Raw genomic sequence first — 18,428 nt, forward strand, 5'->3', positions numbered from 1 at the left:
GGGAGCCCAAAAAATATAGTACCTGTTTTTAGACTGGAGGTCAAGCGAACAGAAAAAATTTATTTCTGTTCTTCGTCATCATCATCGTCATCGTCGGCTTCGTCGTCATCGGCGGAAAAGTCGAGATTGTCAGTATCGTCATCATCTGGCGCTTCCATTTGAGAAAGCTGATCTTCGATACCATCAGGGATGTCTTCTGTATCGTCTTCTTCGTCATCGTCATCGATGCCCAAGCCGGTCTGTAACTTACCCAGATCTGGCCCAGACCCAGTGGCGCTATCATCATCGTCGTCATCAGTGGCGTAGGTGGTGGTATCGTCGTCTTCTGGATCGTCGTCATCGTAATCGATCACATCATCGTCATCGGTCGTGTCAGCCAAGAAGGCGTTAACCTTCTTACGCTTCTTACGCTTAGGTTGATCTTCATCTTCCTCGGCGTGAACCGTTGCTTCATCGATGGATTCAAACGGATACCAAGTTCGCAGTCCCCAAAGGTTATCACCCAGAGAAATGAAACTACCATCGACATTTAAATCCGTATAGAATTGGGACAGCCGGTCACGAACTTCCGCGTCGCTGTCACCCAAATATGCTTGGACGGCGTTTGCCAAGTCGGCAAAAGCCATCACATCGCCATGTTGTGACAAAATGGCGTGAGCAACTTCGATCATTGATAATTCCTTTTTATTCTGGCCCTCAAAGACTTTTAATTCCAAACTGGTGCACGTCCTTTCCACAGTCTACGAAATATGATACTCGCTTATGCCGTAAATTGCAATCTAATCTTGTAGTTCCCGACTAATTCTTCCCCAGCATAGAGGAGATAGTCGATCTTCACATTTCCACTAAATGGCTTTTCCTTGAAGCTGGTCTCCAGATACGGCGTGACCGTTTCGATTGGCATGATGCCATAAGGTGTGTTGTACCGGGCTGTCACGCGCTTGCCACTGATGAAATGCAGGCGCAATTCCGCCTCGGCGTTTCGCGTCAGGTGAACTTCACCCTCCGGCGTAAATTTCATCGTCACTGGCGTCTGCTCCCCGGTCTCATTATCGGGTTCCAGATACCGCAAGTACAGGTTGGCTCCCATCTGGACCAGCTGACCATCAACGTCTAACTGGTAGTCGGAAACGTCATCATTTTGCTTGATATGGGTCTCCAAGTGAATCATCACGGGCACCCCCGCTGATAGTTGATCCATCTGCACACTTCCTTTCCGCGAATTGTCTGGGTTAATTATAGTTCATTTCCCACGGAAAGCCTACTTATTATGCTCTTTTAACTAACTTCTGAATCAGTACGAACACATGAAACTTATAACGATAGAATCTGCTGAAACTATCTTCGCCTAAATCCTAGTCAGCTAATCGACAAATATTAACCAGTTTACACCTTATTGTTTGTGAAAATGCGTACTAATTAGAGACACTCATTTAACCACTCATTAGGTTGAATAAACATCTATACAGCAATGAAACCGCGATGTTATATTTTTTTGTATTTCTCAAATAAGCTTGTGAATGTTTATATATTCTATCACAAAGTATAGACTTTTAAGAATATCCGGATATAATAGTACCCAATGGTAGCTACTATTAAAAAAGAGGTATTAAATATGGAATCAGTCACTGAACTGCTCAGTAAATTTGGCTTAACCAATAGCGAAGCCAAGGTATACGTTTCTCTCCTACAGATGGACGCATCTACAGGATATAAAATCAGCGGTAAAGCTGGAATAGCTCGCTCAAAGGTTTACAATGTGCTATCTTCATTGACTAGCAAAGGATTAGTCCTTCAGTCTAAGGATGAAAAATCACTTTACACTGCTTTACCAGTTGAAGAATTGGTCTCCAAATTACAACGTGACAGCAAACAAGATATAGAAGGCATCCACAAATCACTTAAGAATTTGCGTCCCGATGATAATTCCAGTTTGATTTGGTCTGTTAACTCTTATGATCAAGTCTTCGAAAAAGCCTTGTTTCAAATTCGAAATGCCAAGGAAAGTCTGTACGTTCAAATCTACTCTGAAGACCTAACCGATGAACTAGCCCAAGCACTTGCGGATGCCGAGAGCCGTCTTCACAAATTCGTTGTCATCTTATTCAGCAATCATCATCGATATAACCTGCCCTTTAGGCGATTTTATAAACATTTTTTTGAAGCGGACAAGATCTTAGACTACGGTGGCCGCTGGATAAATGTAGTGAGTGATTCTAATGCTGTTACCTACGGAAAACTCCCCAATGATTCAGGCAACACCGATGTAATTTGGACTCAAAATAGTTCCATGGTTTTTCTGGCACAGGAGTATGTCCTCCACGACGCCTATAATCTCCGGACACTGACTATTTTGCACGATGAGGCTGAAGAAAAATTCGGCAGCAATTTGGAAGGCGTTCGTAATATCTACTTCGATAAATAAAGAAGGGAATTCATTATGCAAAAAATTCTAATTATTGCTATCATTGCAATCAACTTTCTATTCATCTTTGTTCTTGTTCGTGACCTTCTTAAACATCGTCACGAAATCATGGAAGAACCGGCAAGCCCCATTTGGACGCCGCTTTCACAAATTGTTATTTATTTTCTATCCACATTTGGGATCTCAGACTTTGCAATTTCGACGGCCCTCTATCCCAAGGCTAAATGGGTTTCCATGAAAAAGCTTCCTGGTACTTTAAATACACAATGTGTAATCCCTGTATTCGTCATGTCCCTTGCCTACATTTCTACAATCACAGTTGGTGTTAAAACCTTATTAGTCGCTATTATTTGCCAAGTAATTGGTGCCTACTTAGGACCCCGTTTTGTCGTGAAATTACCAGAACATATCATACGGATCTTCGTTATCATTGGTTTATTGGTCGCAACTGGCTTAATCCTAGCCGGTAAGTTTGGTTGGATTCCTTCAAATGGAACAGCAACCGAACTTTACGGATGGAAGCTTTGGACAACTGGCCTCTTGATGTTCGTCTATGGTGCCTTAAACAACATTGGAATTGGTTCCTATGCCTTAACTATGGCAACCGTATACGCCATGGGGATGAATCCTGTAGCTGCCTTTCCAATTATGATGGGGGGTTGCACATTCTCTGTTTCTATCGGAAGCATGCAATTCATCAAACTTAACGACTATTCACGAAAAATCACTATGTTTTCGGTATTCGGAATCATTGGTGTGCTAGTCGCTGTTTACCTGGTTAAGAGTTTAAATACTTCTGTCATTCAATGGATTGTGATTGTTGTTCTACTTTACTCCGCAATCAGCCTCTACCTCGATAGTCGCAAATCAACCGAAACAGTTTAAGAAGGGACTTTTATTAATATGAGATATTTATCTGCAAATGATATCAAAACTTTCTTCTCCATGCGTAATGCCATCGATGCCGACGCTGAGGCTCTCTCACTTTACTCTTCGGGTCGAGCTGACATCCCCTTACGGACCAATATCAACATTCCGGAGTACAACGGACAAAGTCTTTACATGCCTGGTTACGTCAGTGGTGCGGACCCTTCATTGGGTGTGAAAATTGTCTCTGTTTATCCTGACAACATTGATAAGAAATTGCCCAGCGTTCCGGCTACGATGATTACTCTGGATGCACAGTCCGGAATTGTAAATGCAATTTTAGATGGCACCTACCTCACACAACTTCGTACAGGTGCTGTCCAAGGTGCAGCCACCGAATTATTATCCAACGAAAACAGCAAAACTGCTCTTCTAATTGGAACTGGTGGCCAAGGAATGGCACAATTGGAAGCCATGCTAACAGTGCGTAGCCTCGACAAAGTATTTGTTTCGGACCTAGACATGGATCGTGCAAAGAAGTTCTGTGAAACTGCAGCACTTAACTTTTCTAAAGCATTCTCAACAACATTTGAACCTGTTGCTAATCCTAACTCTGTTGTGCCTGAAGTCGATATCATCACTTCTGTAACAACTTCTAAGCGGCCCACATTTGATGGAACGTTAGTCAAACAAGGTGTCCATGTCAACGGTGTTGGTGCTTACACGCCAGAAATGTGTGAAATACCGGTTGAACTACTCAAGCAAGCGGACCGAATAGTTTTCGACACTATGGACGGCGTCTTATCGGAGGCCGGAGACATCATTCAGCCACTTAAGCGCGGAGACATCACCAAACAAGAAATAAGCGGTGAGCTTGGACAAGTTATCAACCAAAATATTACTGGGCGTTCTTCTGAAAAAGATATTACTTTCTTCAAGACTGTCGGAACCGCAGCACTCGATGTTGTTGTAGCAGATCGCATTGTAAAAAAAGCCGAAGAAATGAAAATTGGTATGAAGTTATAAGCGACTCACAAATAAACTACCTCTTAGTTGGATTAATGCCAACTATGGAGGTAGTTTTTTTGTACAACCCTAATTTAACTCTACAAAATGTACAATACGTTTTATGACTTAACCAGAAGACACCTTTAATTACCCTCTTCCTCAACATCAAGCAGAATTGGTCCAGACCATGACGTGGCCCAAGTTTTCTAGTATAATGAGAGCATTGAAACGATTTCACGAAAGCAGGTGGCATGATGGGACCCTTCGATTTACCCGGTGACAGTATCCAGACCGTAACCACGGCGATTCCGGCTGACCAGAAAAATCTGGCCTTTGGCTATACCAATGCTCTGCTAGACCTGGTACCGACGCTTAAACAGCCCATATTGCACTTCTGGACCATGCAGCCCACGGTAATCATGGGACTGAAGGATAAACGGCTTCCAGAGCTGACGGCGGCTATTAGAGCCGTTCAGCGGTATGGCTATGATTACGTTCTTCGAAATTCTGGTGGTTTGGCCGTGGTCGCCGATGGTGGCGTCCTGAACGTTTCACTTTTTTCCCCGCTGACCACGTCAATTCCCAGTATTGAGGCGGCTTACGCTCAGATGACCAGTCTCGTGGATGCCGCCTGGCCCGAGCTGGCACTACAACACTATGAAATTACGCGATCCTACTGTCCCGGCGACTACGACCTGAGCGTTAACGGCCTAAAGATTGCCGGAATTGCCCAGCGTCGCAGCACCAATGCCTTGGTCACGATGCTCTACCTCAGTGTCACCGGTGATCAGCCCATGCGTGGCGATCTGATTCGCAGCTTCTATCGTGCGGGTCTGGGCGATCATTCCAACGACTGGCATTTTCCTGATGTCGATCCTAACGTGATGACCACCACAGCTGCCCTGCTCAACCAACCGTTGACCGTGGCCGATGCGCAAGAACGTTTTCTCACCGCTTGTTCGACAGCCGGTCTCCGCGTCGGTCGGGCTAAGTTAGCAGCAATGATGGCCGAGCCGCAATTTACGACAACGCTGACGCGCGAGACTGCCCAGATGGCCCGTCGCCAACCGCGCTTGACTGCTATGTAAGACTTGCTTGCTCAGAGTCGTTTCGTTCTGGTTTCATCCCCTGAACTGGTACACTAGGCCCAGTAAGAACGATAACGATGCTAAAAAAAAATAATTTTAAATTGTCAGGAGGAATCACTGTGAGCTACGCAACCGCACGACTGCCCCGTGAAAAAGTTTTCCGGGACCCCGTGCATAACTACATTTACGTGCAACATCAAGTTATTTTAGACCTGATTAATTCCCGAGAATTTCAACGACTCCGCCGCATCAAACAACTGGGCACAGCCTCGCTGATCTTCCATGGTGCGGAACACTCACGTTTCACCCACTCACTGGGTGTCTACGAAGTCACGCGCCAAATCTGCGATAACTTCCAACGCAACTACCCTACGAAAACGCCAGGTGATGGCGGTTGGGATGACAACGAACGGCTGACCGCGCTGTGTGCGGCTTTACTTCACGACATCGGCCACGGCCCATACTCACACACGTTTGAGCATATCTTCCACACGGATCACGAGGCAATTACCGCTGAAATTCTGACTTCGCCCAAAACCGAAGTCAACCAGATTTTACGGCGGGTCAGTCCAACCTTCCCGCAAGAAGTAGCCAGCGTTATTCAAAAGACCTACCCAAATCCACAAGTGGTCCAGATGATCTCCAGCCAAATCGACGCTGATCGAATGGACTACCTCTTGCGGGACGCCTACTTCACTGGGACTGAATACGGAACCTTTGACCTAACGCGGATTCTGCGGGTAATGCGGCCATACAAGGACGGCATCGCCTTTGCTATGAATGGCATGCACGCCGTCGAAGACTACATTGTAAGTCGCTTCCAGATGTACCAGCAAGTCTATTTCCACCCGGTTTCTCGATCGATGGAAGTCGTGCTGGATCACCTACTCGGCCGCGCCAATGAATTATATCAGGCAGGTAAGAGCGATGAAAGTTTCATTCCCCACCTCCTGTTGCCCTTCTTCAACCACCAATTCGACCTGGAAGATTACCTCAACCTAGACGATGGCGTGTTGACGACCTACTTCATTCACTGGCGGCAATCACCGGATGAAATTTTGGCCGATCTGGCGCACCGCTTCTTGGATCGAAAGCCACTAAAGAGTGCCATTTTTGACGCGCATACTCAGCAACAGTTGCCGCATCTGCGTGATCTGATTCGCTCGGTCGGCTTCAACACCGAGTACTACACGGCCACCGACAATAGCTATGACCTGCCTTACGATGATGCTTATGATCCCAAAGTCACGCATCCTTTGACACAGATTGAACTTCAGGAACCAGACGGCAGTCTCCGTGAACTTTCAACGGTCTCTGACTTGGTCAACGCCATCCGCGGGAAATTTACCGGAGATCAACGGTTCTTCTTCCCGAAAGAGATGTTGAATCCAGGCAACGATGCTCCTGAAATTTTCCAGCCAGTCTTTGACGAGTTCGGCGGCTACATCCAAAACGACCAACTCATCGATCGGAAAGGTTCTGACTAAGGTGACACCTAAGTTGATTGCCGTAGACATCGACGGCACGCTTCTCGATCCACAGAATACGCTGACTGCGGCCACGATCACTGCCATTCAGGCAGCGGTTGCGACCGGGATCAAGGTCGTCTTGTGCACTGGCCGACCCTTGACCGGCGTGCAACCCTACCTCGACGCCCTCGGCCTCCACGGTGACGACCAATACGTCATCACTTACAATGGCGGCCTGGTGCAAACCACAACGGGAACAGTGCTTGCGAGCAATGCCTTGAGTTATGCCGATTACGTAGACCTCGAAGCGTTCGCCCGCAAGTCTCGCGTTCATTTCCACGTGGTCACACCCAAGCACCTGTACACGGCCGACCGCGACATTAGCCGCTATACGGTCAAGGAAAGTCAGTTGGTCCACTTACCGTTGCGTTTCCGAGAGGCCACAGCGATGGACCCCCAGTTGTTGATGCCAACTGCCGTCTATATCGACGAGGTGGCCAAAATTGATGCGCTTCGATTACCCGCTGCGTTCCATCAACGCTTCTACGTGGTTCGCACCGATCCACACTTCATCGAGGTCATGGCCCCGCAGACCAACAAGGGTAATGCTCTACAGAAGCTAGCCACCTACCTCAACTTGCCAATAGCGGCAGTTATGGCGCTTGGCGACCAAGACAATGATTTACCAATGATTACCACCGCCGGACTAGGGGTGGCCATGGGAAACGCTAACGACCGTGTCAAAGCGGCTGCCGACGTGACCACCCTGACCAATGCCGACGATGGCGTGGCGGCGGCCATTTATAAATACGCGTTGAATCCAGACTTAGCATAAAAGGAGAATTGCGAACAACATGACAATTAAAATGATTGCGATTGATATTGACGGAACCTTACTGAACGAAAAGAACGAATTGGCCCCGGCCACGATTAAAGCCGTCCAAGCTGCCAAGTCTCAGGGCATCAAAGTCGTTCTGTGTACCGGTCGTCCCCTGACTGGGGTGCAACCTTACCTGGACGCCCTCGGCCTCAGTGGCGATGACCAATACGCCATCACCTACAACGGTTCGGTGTCCCAGACGGTCTCCGGCAAGATGATGACCAACCACTCCCTGAGTTTCGATGATTACATCGATCTCGAGGCCCTGGCCCGCAAGATGCAGGTTCACTTCCAGATTGAAACGCCAGACTTCATCTACACGGCAAACAAGGACCTCAGTGGCTACACAATCTTCGAAAGTTACTTGGTACGCATGCTGATTCGGTACCGCGAAGTCGGCGAAATGGATCGCGACTTAACCATTTCTAAAGCCATGTTTGTGGACGACCCCGATATCATCAACCGAGTTAACAAGGAAATCCCTCAAGATGTTCGCGACCGCTACTACGTGGTTCAAAGTACGCCATTCTTTATCGAGGTCATGAACAAGAAGGCCAGCAAGGGGAATACGCTGGGTGAACTGGCTACTAAGCTGGGCTTCACAGCTGATGAGGTCATGGCTCTGGGTGACCAAGGAAACGACCTGACCATGATTCAGTACGCCGGTCTCGGTGTCGCCATGGGCAATGCCATCGACGAGGTCAAGGACGCTGCTCAAGCCGTAACACTGACCAACGCTGAAGATGGTGTGGCAGCAGCTATCCGGAAGTACGCTTTGAAGTAATACTCTAATTTGATTTTAGGATTGACCGACACTAACTTAGTCGGTCAATTTTTTTGCGTCCTTTTCTTCCAACGCCTTCAGTCGCCAATAATCAGTAGCGTAACCAAAAAAGGGATGCTCGCTCCATGGCCAACATCCCCATCACTAAATCGATTTAATTTTCAGCATCGCCAGCAAGCCTCTGAATCCCTAAAACAAGGTCAGAACAACCCCAACAACGATATAAATAGCGCCGGCTAACAGCCCGAAGCGCGCACCACCATTCACCACAATCGGTGAATTTTTCACGCTCGCCACGTGTCGCACGTCGACTTTTTCTCCGGGTAGCGGCTCCTGCCCCTTCTTACGCTTGTGCCGCCAGCCAGTGAACATGTGTCCCTTGGCCAGCACACAGATCAGGCCAAAGAGCACTAAGGCTAGTCCCACCATAAACAACAGGTTACCAATCACCATCAAGGGTTGCCCCAAGATGCGCATGGCCAGGGCAACTAGCAGACCACCGGCAACCCAGCCCGTGGTCCATCTCTGCCAACTTTTCATTTCATAAACTCCCTTCAGCGTTAGCCCAGTAACTAACGGGTCTTATTTCAAAAATGATAAGAAAAAAACTTGAGCCAACGCCCAGCGCCGCTCAAGTTTTTTGTCTGTTTTATTGTTCGTGACTCCGGAAACGGTTCTTGAACAATGGGCTGACCGGCCGGTTTTCGTTGATCCGCTTGATGGCTTGACCAATCAGGGGACCGACGGAAATTTGTTGAATCTTTTCAATCTGCTTGTCGGCAGTCAATTGAATCGAATCCGTCACCACTAACTTCTTAATTGGTGAGTTCTTGATTCGTTCGATTGCGGGACCTGATAATACCGGGTGCGTACAGCTAGCGTAGACTTCCTTGGCGCCAGCATCCATCAAGGCCTGTGACCCCAACGTAATGGTCCCCGCGGTATCGATCATATCATCGATCATGATACAACGCTTACCCTTGACGTCCCCGATAATATTCATGATTTCCGCAACATTGGCCCGTGGCCGCCGCTTGTCAATAATGGCAATCGGTGCCTTCAGGAATTCAGCCAATGCCCGGGCCCGAGTTACCCCACCATGGTCGGGTGAAACGACAACGGCGTCTTCATCCAAGTGGTTAGTTAAGAAGTAATCGGCCAACAGTGGCGCGCCCATCAAATGATCAACTGGCACGTCGAAGAAGCCTTGGATTTGGGCAGCATGCAGGTCTAAAGCCAAGACCCGCGTAACGCCTGCCGTTTGTAACATGTTTGCCACTAATTTCGCCGTGATTGGTTCCCGTGACCGGGCTTTCCGGTCTTGACGAGCATAGCCGTAGTACGGAATGACCACGTTGATGGTAGCCGCACTCGCGCGCCGCAAAGCATCGATCATGATCAACAGTTCCATCAAATTGTCGTTGACGGGAGCCGACGTCGACTGAATCACGTAGACGTGGCAGCCCCGCACACTCTGTTCGATGTTAATGCGAATTTCACCGTCGCTGAACCGGTCCACCGAAGTTTTCCCCAATTCAACACCAACTTCGTTAGCAATCTTACGGGCTAACGGTTTGTTGGAGTTCAACGCAAAGATCTTTAATTTAGGGTCAAAATATTGCGTAGCCATAATTTCCTCCAATAGCAAGTTATCTGCCAGAATTCACTACAATAATTTTATGCTATCGGGTCTCGAAACACAAGACCTTCAGCTTAATCTTCACCGCGATAAGGCAGTTTCTGGTAATAATTTGGCTTGTTGGTCTGCCGTTCCCGAGCAATCGCCATGTCATATTGATTGACGGCATCGGTAATGGTCGAGCCCGCCGCGATAAAGCTGTGATCAGCCACATCCAACGGTGCCACTAAGTTCGAGTTAGAACCGATGAAGGCATCGTCACCCACAACGGTCTCATGCTTATTCTTGCCGTCGTAGTTAACGAAGACCACACCACAGCCAACGTTGATGTGCTTGCCTAATTTGGCATTCCCAACGTAGGTCAAATGGCCCACCTTAGTTCCCTCACCAATCGTAGCCTTCTTCACTTCGACAAAGTTACCGAGGTGAACTTTAGGCCCAATGTGAGATTCTGGCCGCAAGTGGCTGTTAGGTCCAATGTTAGAGCCACTGGCCATGTCGGAATCTTCAAGTAAGGAAGATGTCACGGTCACGTGGTCGGCCAACGTAGCGTTCCGTAGTTCGGAGTGAGACCCAATGTAGCAGTCATCGCCAATCACGGTATTGCCCTTTAGTTGAACGCTAGGTTCGATAATGGTATCGGCCCCGATCTTCACACCGGCGTCAATGTACGTCGTGGCGGGATCGATCAAGGTTACGCCGTCACGCATGTGTTGTTCGTTGATCCGGTCACGCATGATCTTAGTGGCGTTGGCCAGTGCGACCCGGTCGTTAACACCCATGGATTCATCAAAGTCAGCCATCTTGTACGCTGCCACGATGTCCCCTTCATGCTTCAGGATTTCAACGACATCGGTCAGGTAATATTCACCCTGGGCGTTGTCGTTAGAGGTCTTGTGTAAGGCCGCGAAAAGCTTCTTGTTGTCGAACACGTAAACCCCGGTGTTAATTTCGTGGATTTCTTGTTCTTCGGAGTTGGCATCCTTTTGTTCCACGATTTTTTCCACGATACCGATATTGTTCCGCACGATTCGACCGTAACCGGTAGGATCTGGGGCAACGGACGTTAAGATCGTAGCGGCCGCATGCTTGGCTTCGTGATAGGCGAAGAGGTCTTCAAACGTCTGTGCTTGGAACAGTGGCGTATCGCCACTCACAATCAGCGTTGTCCCTTCTTCATCCTTCAAAATGGGTTCAGCTTGTAACACAGCATCCCCAGTCCCAAGTTGCTTGGCTTGCAGGGCGTATTGCGTCCGGTCGCCCAGCGTGGCTTGCACGTCATCGGCACCGTAGCCGACAATCGTGACAACCTTATCCATGTTGGTCTTTTCAACTTGGGTCAGCACGTGGTCGACCATGGCCTTGCCACAAACCTTGTGTAGAACCTTATACAGCTTTGACTTCATCCGCGTACCCTTACCGGCTGCGAGGATAATCGTATTTCTCGTGCTCATTCCGATATCTCCTAATTTAATGAATTATTTTCATCGCCAAAAATCTGAGTCAGGTAATTCCCTGGCGCCACACGGATCTGTTCATCCGCGGTCTGGATTTTCAGTAACGAGGTGTACTTGCTAACAGTCCGTTGGCCGTCAAAATCACCTTCGGCAAAGACTGCCACGCCGGCGAGTTGTGAGTCAAACTCATCGACCAGGGAGCGCAGGCCCCCAACGGTCCCGCCACCCTTCATGTAATCATCAACGATTAACACGCGTGAATTTGGCTTCACACTCCGCTTGGACAACGCCATCCGTTCGATCCGCTTGGTCGAACCGGAAACGTAGTTCACACTCACCGTTGAACCTTCAGTAATCTGAGAGTCATGCCGCACAATCACAAACGGCACATTCAGGTAACTAGCAACACTCTGTGCCAGCGGGATCCCCTTGGTAGCCACCGTCACGACAACGTCAACGGACTGGTTCAGGTACTGGGTTGCCAAGATCCGACCAATTTGCCGCAAGGCTGCGGGCCGGCCCAAGATATCTGACATATAAACGTAGCCACCGGGTAGATACCGGTCGGCTTCGGACAATTCAGTAATCATTTCATCAACAAATTGTTCGGCTTCTTCTCGTAAAATGTAAGGAATAAAACGGGCACCACCAGCGGCGCCGGGGACGGTCTCCAGCAGACCGGTACCACGAGCTTGGAGCGTCCGCTTCAAAATAGTCAGATCTTCACTGATGGAAGACTTGGCCGATTCATACCGCGCTGCAAAAAATGTCAAAGACACCAATTGGTGCGGGCGTTCTAACAAATACCGAGTCATATCGACCAAACGGTCACTTCTTCTGACTTTCAACCTCTTCACCTCATCTATTTCTTTAGAGTTAATTGTAAGCCCAATTTTAGCATAAATGTTCGGGTTTTTCGTTACATTTCGGTTAGAATTAATAATTTTTTGGGACTTTTATCAAAATGAAAGCATAATCCGCCATTATTTGACTATGAAAGCCAAGAAAGGTCTGAACCATTTACGCTTAATCAACCTCACTTCGGGGCAATCCCCTCACTTCCAGTTATCAGCCTATAGGTTTCCCACGTCACTTTCAACTGATTGCCATCACGATATGCAAAAAAGCCGTGGTGACTCAACGCAAAACGTTGAGTCACCACAGCTTCAGACCACTTTTTATTTAGCTATTGCTTATAATTCAAAATACCGCAAACCGTGCCAGGATAATACACCGCGGTCGGGCCAACATCACATTTGAAAACAAGCTTAGCCGCAGACGACCGTTTTCAACCTGTATGCTAGCTCATTCCGCCGTCTGTAGTCGTTGCCAACCCAGCGCAATGAAGTAGAAGACGGCTTCAATAGCCGCGATAAAGAATGACACGGGGAAGTTCGTCACGTAACTCAGCACCAGCCCGCTCCAGACGCCGACTAAAGCCAACGTGATGGCGAGCACCATCATCCCCCCCACCGTGTGGGCGAAGTACTTGGCCGTTGCCGCTGGTAGCGTCAGCAGGATGAAGATCAACAGTGACCCCACGATTTGGGCTGCCACGCTGACACTCAACGCCAGCAAGACCAAGAAGGTAATCGACAGCGCATTGGTCCAAAGCCCTTTGACCCGGGCCCCTGTATGGTCAAATGAATCGAATTTCAGGAACCGGTAGATCACGAAGACCACGACCAACACGAGCAGGGACAGCCATAGCATCTGCTGGACATCGCCAGCACTGATACCGATAACACTCCCGAATAAAATACTCGTCGCGTAACTGGCATTCTTATTAGCCAGTGAGAGGAACAGAATCCCCAACCCAATGAACAGCGCCGAAATGGCACTCGTTGCCGCTTCCCGTCGTTCGGAACGTGCCGAGAGTTGACCAACGATGACCGAGCTGACCACCGTAAACAGTAACATCCCGTTTAACGGCGCCCAACCGGCAAAGACCCCGAAGGCTGCCCCGGAGAAACCAATTTCAGAGAGCGTATGCGTCAAAAAAGACATGTTGCGGGCAATCACGAAGACACCCATGATGCCACAGATGATGGCAATAATGGTGCCAGCCGCGAAGGCGTTTCGCATAAATTCATAACTAAACATTTTCGCCCTCCCACACCTTTTCGGTCGTCAAATTCGCGATGGGCCCCTGTTCTACCTTACCGGGGGTCATCATCAAGTAGTGTTGCGTATACTTCTGCGCCATCGGAATATCGTGAGTCACGAAGAGCACCGTCAGCTTCAAGCGTTGATTCAACTCCGTCACCAAATCCAGAAGCTCCGTCTTGGTCACGGGGTCCAAACTAGCCGTCGATTCATCTAAAATCAACAAGTTGGGGGCTTCTACCAAAGCTTGCGCAAGGTACGCCTTCTGCTTTTCACCACCCGAAGCCTGTCCGATGGGCCGCTTGGCCAACTGCTTCAGACCGGTCTGGTCCAGAATCTTTTGAACCTTAGCGCGTTCCTTGGCCGAAAGCCATGGCAGTTTCCAGCCCGTCAGATTCAGTCCAACGAAGTCCTTGATGGTCAGCGGATAATCGGCATCGATATTTCTGAATTGCGGCACGTAACCGATCGTCACTTCACCCTGACTAGGCAAATACGAAATCTTCCCGTGAGTTGGGCGCAATTGATGGAGGATAGTCCGCATCAGTGTCGTTTTCCCGACCCCGTTTTTTCCGATAATACTCCAGATTTCGCCCTGGTTGATTGTCAGATTAAGGTCGTTAAATACCGGGTGATTGGGAAAGGTCACGCCGAGATGTTCTAATTTTAAAATGGGTGCACTTTCCATTAGGACTGCCCCTCCTTCGCTTGAATTCGTTGAACCTGTTGATACTGCTTCAGCATCCAGGTCCGGTAGCTTTGATTGACCGGCATCGTCTCGGTTACCTTGACGATGGGAATATTGTATTTCTTGGCCAGATTGACCATTGCCGTCACATTTTTACTAGTGTTCTGTGTGTTTTCCACGAAAAATGCGATCTTACGCTGTTTGATTTGATTTTGGAGCTTGGTAATATCAGCCGGGGTTGGGTCGCTGTCCTCTTCAATTGACTGGGCAAAATGTCCATCGCTGATTCGATAGCCCATTGCACTTAACGCCAAGTCAAAGACGGGCTCACTTACCGCAACCTGTTGGTGATTGCTGTGTTCGGCCAATTGCTTAGCGAGGCGCGGTAAGACCGCTAGTTGTTTCTCATAGGCGATGCCGCGACGTTTGAATGCCGCCGCCTGGCTCGGATCAAGCTTACTAAATTGCGCCACCAAGTGACGGGTTACCTTGACCATGGTCGTAGAGTCCGTCCACAAGTGGGGATTATCCCCCGTTTTCTTACCCATGAGGGTGCCAATCGTGAGTTTCTTCGTCTGAGCATCATCGTTAGCCGCTACAACCCGGTCCATCCAGCTATCATAGCCCAATCCATTGGCAATGACGACATCGGCCTTAGCGACCTTCTTAGCCGTCTTCACGTCTGGCTCATAACTTTCGGCATCAATGCTGGGACTATTGATAACCGTGGTCACCTGACCGCGATCACCCAGAATGGCCTTGGCCGCTTCGCCATAGAACCCCAGCGTCGCCACCACATGAATCTGATTGTCGGCACGCTTAGTGGTGGGCGCCGCCGAGCATGCACTCAGGGTAACTCCCACCATTAAGACGGCCAGCAAGGTCAGCAGACCCCGCCGCCAAAATTTTCGTTTTCCAAGCTGCAATCGACTCATCCCATCTCTCCGCTAAATATGTAAACAGTAATGATTACCGTTTAATATCTTACCAGATAATGAAAACTTGTCAACCAAGCTTAAGGCTTCTTTAATCAACATATTTTTTCAGAAAATCTGCCACCATTTGGTCATACTTGACCGGATCCGTTTTCCGCGTTGCTATGTGAGCGGCACTAGGGTCACGATACTTTTCCTTAGGCCCCGCTGCGGCTCGATAAAGAACATCCAAGTTCTCCACGGGAACCGTTTGATCGTTGGCTCCCTGGATCAATAGCAACGGCAAATGCGTATGCCGGAGCTGTTCAGCAATATTCCCGTCAGATAAGCGGTACCCCTCAGCCAACCGGGAATACTGATTAGCAATCGGAACAATTGGATACGTTGGCAAGTGGTATCGGTGGCGAATCCGGAAGCGAGCTTCCGCCAAGACGGAGGCGTACCCGGAATCGGCAATTACGGCCTTAACGTTGTGTGGCAAATCTTCGCCAGCAGTCGCCATCACCGTGGCGGCCCCCATCGAGATACCCATCAAAACGATCTCACAGTCATCCCCATACTTGGCGATCACCTGATTGATCCAGCCGGTATAATCCAAGCGATCAGGCCAGCCGTAACCTATCGTGTGACCCTCGCTATCGCCATGAGCCCGAGCATCGGGCATCAGTGTAGCGTACCCCCAATTATGGAAGACTCGGGCATACGGAATCATTTGTTCGCGAGCGTGACCTAGGCCGTGGGCCAAAATGGCCACGCGCTTCGTGGGCTTCTCGGCCTCCACCAAACTTGCCCGCAGAATCAGCCCATCTAAGCTGGTCTGCGTCCATTCAGCTGGATTGTGTCGCAAATACCAAGCATTATCGTCCGCCGTATTTTCAGCAATGGCGCGTTTTTTAGTTTTGAGTCGATTATGACTGAAGGATTTCGTGGCGGCCTGATAGACCACTGCGGCGCCACCCAAAACACTGACAGCCCCAACGGCAGCCACAGCCGCGGTACCGCCCAGAATTTTTTGCCAAGTTTTCATATTGACTACCCCATTTCTAGTTATTTTCGACGCTGTATCGGATTCAGCGGTCACTAAAAAATAGGTTTGACCCCCACCACGCTAAATCAGACGACTACAACGTTTATTTTAGGTTTATTACCTCTACTCTAGCTAAAAATGAGAGCGTTTTCCACTCTTTACTTAAAATTAGTTTCAATTTTAGGGGATACTTTCCTGACACCACAAAAAACGGCCGACCTACTTCGACTTGTTCCCCTTATGGTCACTGTACAACAGCTGAATCAATTCCAACTGCGTCAATTGCCCTTTCAGGGCTGCCCCGACTTCAGCAACTAGCCGTGGATCTACGGGGATATTTTCTCTCTCCAATGCCTTCACCTCACCTAGCTATCATGACCGTTTTCGCTGAGTAACACCAGCCAAACGTCTTATAAATTTTGTTATATACAAAAAGGCGTCACATCAACGTTTTCGTTGGCATGACGTCTCTTAAATTCCAAGCTAATTTAATGAATAATTTGTTTTACGCGAACCTGCAGATCAGGCACTACATTATCTAAAAACCACGGGTGCTGGTGCAGCCACCCATAGTTTAAGGGCGACGGGTGTACCAGCGGAAAGTAATCCGGCAAGTAGTCCTGATAATGGTCTACCGTAGCCGTCAACGTCCGCTCACGCTGCGGCAGATAGTATTTCTGCGCGTACTGACCAATCAACAGAGTCAGCTTAATGTTGGGCATCAGCTCCAACAGAGGCGCGTGCCATTTGTCCGCAAATCCCTTACGCGGCGGCAAATCGCCGCCGTGAGCGTGCTTGCCTGGATAGTAAAAATCCAACGGCAACACGGCGATCTTTCCCGAATGATAGAACTGATCTTTGGTTACGCCCATCCAGTCCCGCAAGCGATTCCCACTGGCATCATCCCAGAAGGTCATCGAGGCTTGGGCCCGCCGACTCGGCGCCTGACTGACCAGTAAAATCTCCGCCCCGGATTCAGTGTGGTAAAGTGGCTGAATCCCCTGTTCGGTAAAGGCTTGGTTCTGTGGATCGTCCTGAATGGCTTGGAAAATCTGTGTGGCCGTCTGCATCAATGGTTCCTCCTCAACTTACGGTAATGGCCGTACCAAATACACCTCACGGCAGAACCCCTTCATGCCGTTAAACACCCGTTGGGCCCGCGACTGCTTACTGCATAAACCAAAGACGGTCGGTCCGGTCCCACTCATCTGAGCGGCATCGGCTCCGAACTTCATCAGCTGTTGCTTCAACTGGGTAATCTCTGGGTAACGGTGAGCCGTCAGCGGCTCTAGCACGTTCCCCATGACCGCACACATCTCCGAAATATCCTGATTGCGCACCGCCTTCAGCAGGCTATCGATATCCGGATGTTCCAAGTCATCGTAGCGAATCTGCTGAAGAATACTGGGCGTGGAGACGCTCACCTTAGGCTTGGCCAAGACCACCCACGCAGCCGGCAACTTCGACAGCGGCGTAATCCGCTCGCCACGACCGCGCACATGGGCCGTCCGACCGTAAACACAGTACGGCACGTCCGAATCAATCTGCAAACCAAGCTCGGCCAGCTCCTGCCAACTCAATCCCAGGTTCCACAGTTGATTCAGGCCCCGTAACACGGCGGCGGCATCGGATGAGCCACCCCCTAATCCCGCAGCCACGGGAATATTCTTTTTAATCCGAATGTTGACTCCCTCACCCACATTGAATTTCGTTTGGAGTAAATGGGCGGCCTGATAGGCCAAGTTTCGCTGATCATTTGGCAAAAAGCCACTATCCGAGGCAACCCGGATGCGTTTGTGTTTGGTTAACGTTTGAATTTCAACATAGTCCGCCAAGTCCACGGACGTCATGACCATGTTCCACTCCTCCGCGCCATCCTGGTGATGGTACGGGGTGTCAAGCCCGAGGTTTATCTTGGCAGGCGCCTTTTCAATCAGTTGCATGAGCTCACCTTAATTCCAGATAGGCCACTGCCTACCGTTCTCCTGAATCTGATTAAGCCTATTATACTATGGTTGTGGCGAAAATAAAAAGGGTTCTCCAAGCCCTACGCTA

20 protein-coding genes are annotated in these 18,428 nt (G+C 49.2%); 7 read left to right on the plus strand and 13 right to left on the minus strand.

Going from position 1 to position 18,428, the window contains the following annotated elements; all coding sequences use genetic code 11:
* Positions 1-59: 59 nt before the first annotated feature.
* Together rpoE and ACEPSU_RS10230 are read right to left on the minus strand one after the other, a co-directional pair.
* Positions 60-716 (minus strand): DNA-directed RNA polymerase subunit delta, encoded by a 657-nt coding sequence (gene rpoE, locus ACEPSU_RS10225; protein WP_020089157.1) that lies wholly within the window; start codon positions 714-716, stop codon positions 60-62.
* 44 nt (positions 717-760) lie between these two features.
* Complete coding sequence (locus ACEPSU_RS10230) at positions 761-1,201, minus strand: DUF1934 domain-containing protein (protein ID WP_020089158.1); 441 nt, start codon at positions 1,199-1,201, stop codon at positions 761-763.
* Between the two features lie 414 nt (positions 1,202-1,615).
* On the opposite strand from ACEPSU_RS10230, the gene ACEPSU_RS10235 reads away from it, so the two are divergent.
* The 7 genes from ACEPSU_RS10235 to yidA (ACEPSU_RS10265) all read left to right on the plus strand — a co-directional run bounded on the left by ACEPSU_RS10235 (position 1,616) and on the right by yidA (ACEPSU_RS10265) (position 8,521).
* Positions 1,616-2,425 carry a TrmB family transcriptional regulator gene (locus ACEPSU_RS10235; protein WP_395321436.1) on the plus strand — a complete coding sequence of 270 codons (810 nt, stop codon included), beginning with the start codon at positions 1,616-1,618 and terminating at the stop codon, positions 2,423-2,425.
* Between the two features lie 15 nt (positions 2,426-2,440).
* The gene (locus ACEPSU_RS10240; protein ID WP_395321437.1) at positions 2,441-3,310 is read left to right on the plus strand and encodes a sulfite exporter TauE/SafE family protein; all 870 of its coding nucleotides are present in this window, start codon (positions 2,441-2,443) and stop codon (positions 3,308-3,310) included.
* Positions 3,311-3,328: 18 nt separating this feature from the next.
* Positions 3,329-4,318, plus strand: coding sequence for an ornithine cyclodeaminase family protein (locus tag ACEPSU_RS10245; RefSeq protein ID WP_395323389.1), 990 nt, complete (start codon positions 3,329-3,331; stop codon positions 4,316-4,318).
* A gap of 233 nt (positions 4,319-4,551) precedes the next feature.
* Entirely contained in the window at positions 4,552-5,388 is an 837-nt protein-coding gene (locus tag ACEPSU_RS10250; RefSeq protein ID WP_395321439.1) for a lipoate--protein ligase family protein, read from the plus strand.
* Positions 5,389-5,507: 119 nt separating this feature from the next.
* Entirely contained in the window at positions 5,508-6,875 is a 1,368-nt protein-coding gene (locus tag ACEPSU_RS10255) for an HD domain-containing protein (RefSeq protein ID WP_020089160.1), read from the plus strand.
* Between the two features lies 1 nt (position 6,876).
* The gene (gene yidA / locus ACEPSU_RS10260) at positions 6,877-7,692 is read left to right on the plus strand and encodes a sugar-phosphatase (protein WP_395321440.1); all 816 of its coding nucleotides are present in this window, start codon (positions 6,877-6,879) and stop codon (positions 7,690-7,692) included.
* Between the two features lie 19 nt (positions 7,693-7,711).
* Entirely contained in the window at positions 7,712-8,521 is an 810-nt protein-coding gene (gene yidA, locus ACEPSU_RS10265) for a sugar-phosphatase (RefSeq protein ID WP_395321441.1), read from the plus strand.
* Between the two features lie 189 nt (positions 8,522-8,710).
* Here yidA (ACEPSU_RS10265) and ACEPSU_RS10270 read toward each other — a convergent pair whose 3' ends face one another.
* The 11 genes from ACEPSU_RS10270 to ispE form a co-directional block, all read right to left on the minus strand.
* Positions 8,711-9,061: a DUF3899 domain-containing protein gene (locus ACEPSU_RS10270; RefSeq protein WP_395321442.1), complete on the minus strand. Its 351-nt coding sequence runs from the start codon at positions 9,059-9,061 to the stop codon at positions 8,711-8,713.
* Between the two features lie 109 nt (positions 9,062-9,170).
* Complete coding sequence (locus ACEPSU_RS10275; protein ID WP_020089164.1) at positions 9,171-10,151, minus strand: ribose-phosphate diphosphokinase; 981 nt, start codon at positions 10,149-10,151, stop codon at positions 9,171-9,173.
* Between the two features lie 83 nt (positions 10,152-10,234).
* A complete protein-coding gene (gene glmU / locus ACEPSU_RS10280) occupies positions 10,235-11,614 on the minus strand; it encodes a bifunctional UDP-N-acetylglucosamine diphosphorylase/glucosamine-1-phosphate N-acetyltransferase GlmU (RefSeq protein WP_395321443.1) in 1,380 nt (459 codons plus the stop codon).
* An 11-nt stretch (positions 11,615-11,625) separates the two neighbouring features.
* Positions 11,626-12,465 carry a pur operon repressor gene (gene purR, locus ACEPSU_RS10285; protein WP_027825945.1) on the minus strand — a complete coding sequence of 280 codons (840 nt, stop codon included), beginning with the start codon at positions 12,463-12,465 and terminating at the stop codon, positions 11,626-11,628.
* A gap of 457 nt (positions 12,466-12,922) precedes the next feature.
* On the minus strand, positions 12,923-13,720 hold the full coding sequence (locus ACEPSU_RS10290; protein ID WP_020089167.1) for a metal ABC transporter permease: 798 nt from the start codon (positions 13,718-13,720) through the stop codon (positions 12,923-12,925).
* Positions 13,713-14,411, minus strand: coding sequence for a metal ABC transporter ATP-binding protein (locus ACEPSU_RS10295; RefSeq protein ID WP_020089168.1), 699 nt, complete (start codon positions 14,409-14,411; stop codon positions 13,713-13,715). The genes ACEPSU_RS10290 and ACEPSU_RS10295 overlap by 8 nt, the downstream gene beginning before the upstream one ends.
* Complete coding sequence (locus tag ACEPSU_RS10300; RefSeq protein WP_395321444.1) at positions 14,411-15,346, minus strand: metal ABC transporter solute-binding protein, Zn/Mn family; 936 nt, start codon at positions 15,344-15,346, stop codon at positions 14,411-14,413. The genes ACEPSU_RS10295 and ACEPSU_RS10300 overlap by 1 nt, the downstream gene beginning before the upstream one ends.
* A 91-nt stretch (positions 15,347-15,437) precedes the next feature.
* Positions 15,438-16,373 carry an alpha/beta hydrolase gene (locus ACEPSU_RS10305; RefSeq protein ID WP_395321445.1) on the minus strand — a complete coding sequence of 312 codons (936 nt, stop codon included), beginning with the start codon at positions 16,371-16,373 and terminating at the stop codon, positions 15,438-15,440.
* A 219-nt stretch (positions 16,374-16,592) separates the two neighbouring features.
* Entirely contained in the window at positions 16,593-16,724 is a 132-nt protein-coding gene (locus tag ACEPSU_RS10310; protein WP_395321446.1) for a hypothetical protein, read from the minus strand.
* Positions 16,725-16,861: 137 nt separating this feature from the next.
* Entirely contained in the window at positions 16,862-17,443 is a 582-nt protein-coding gene (locus tag ACEPSU_RS10315; protein ID WP_395321447.1) for a uracil-DNA glycosylase family protein, read from the minus strand.
* A gap of 18 nt (positions 17,444-17,461) precedes the next feature.
* Complete coding sequence (gene ispE / locus ACEPSU_RS10320; protein ID WP_395321448.1) at positions 17,462-18,316, minus strand: 4-(cytidine 5'-diphospho)-2-C-methyl-D-erythritol kinase; 855 nt, start codon at positions 18,314-18,316, stop codon at positions 17,462-17,464.
* Positions 18,317-18,428 lie beyond the last annotated feature (112 nt).

It is taken from the genome of Levilactobacillus parabrevis, from assembly GCF_044051715.1.
Classification (GTDB): Bacteria; Bacillota; Bacilli; order Lactobacillales; family Lactobacillaceae; genus Levilactobacillus; species Levilactobacillus parabrevis.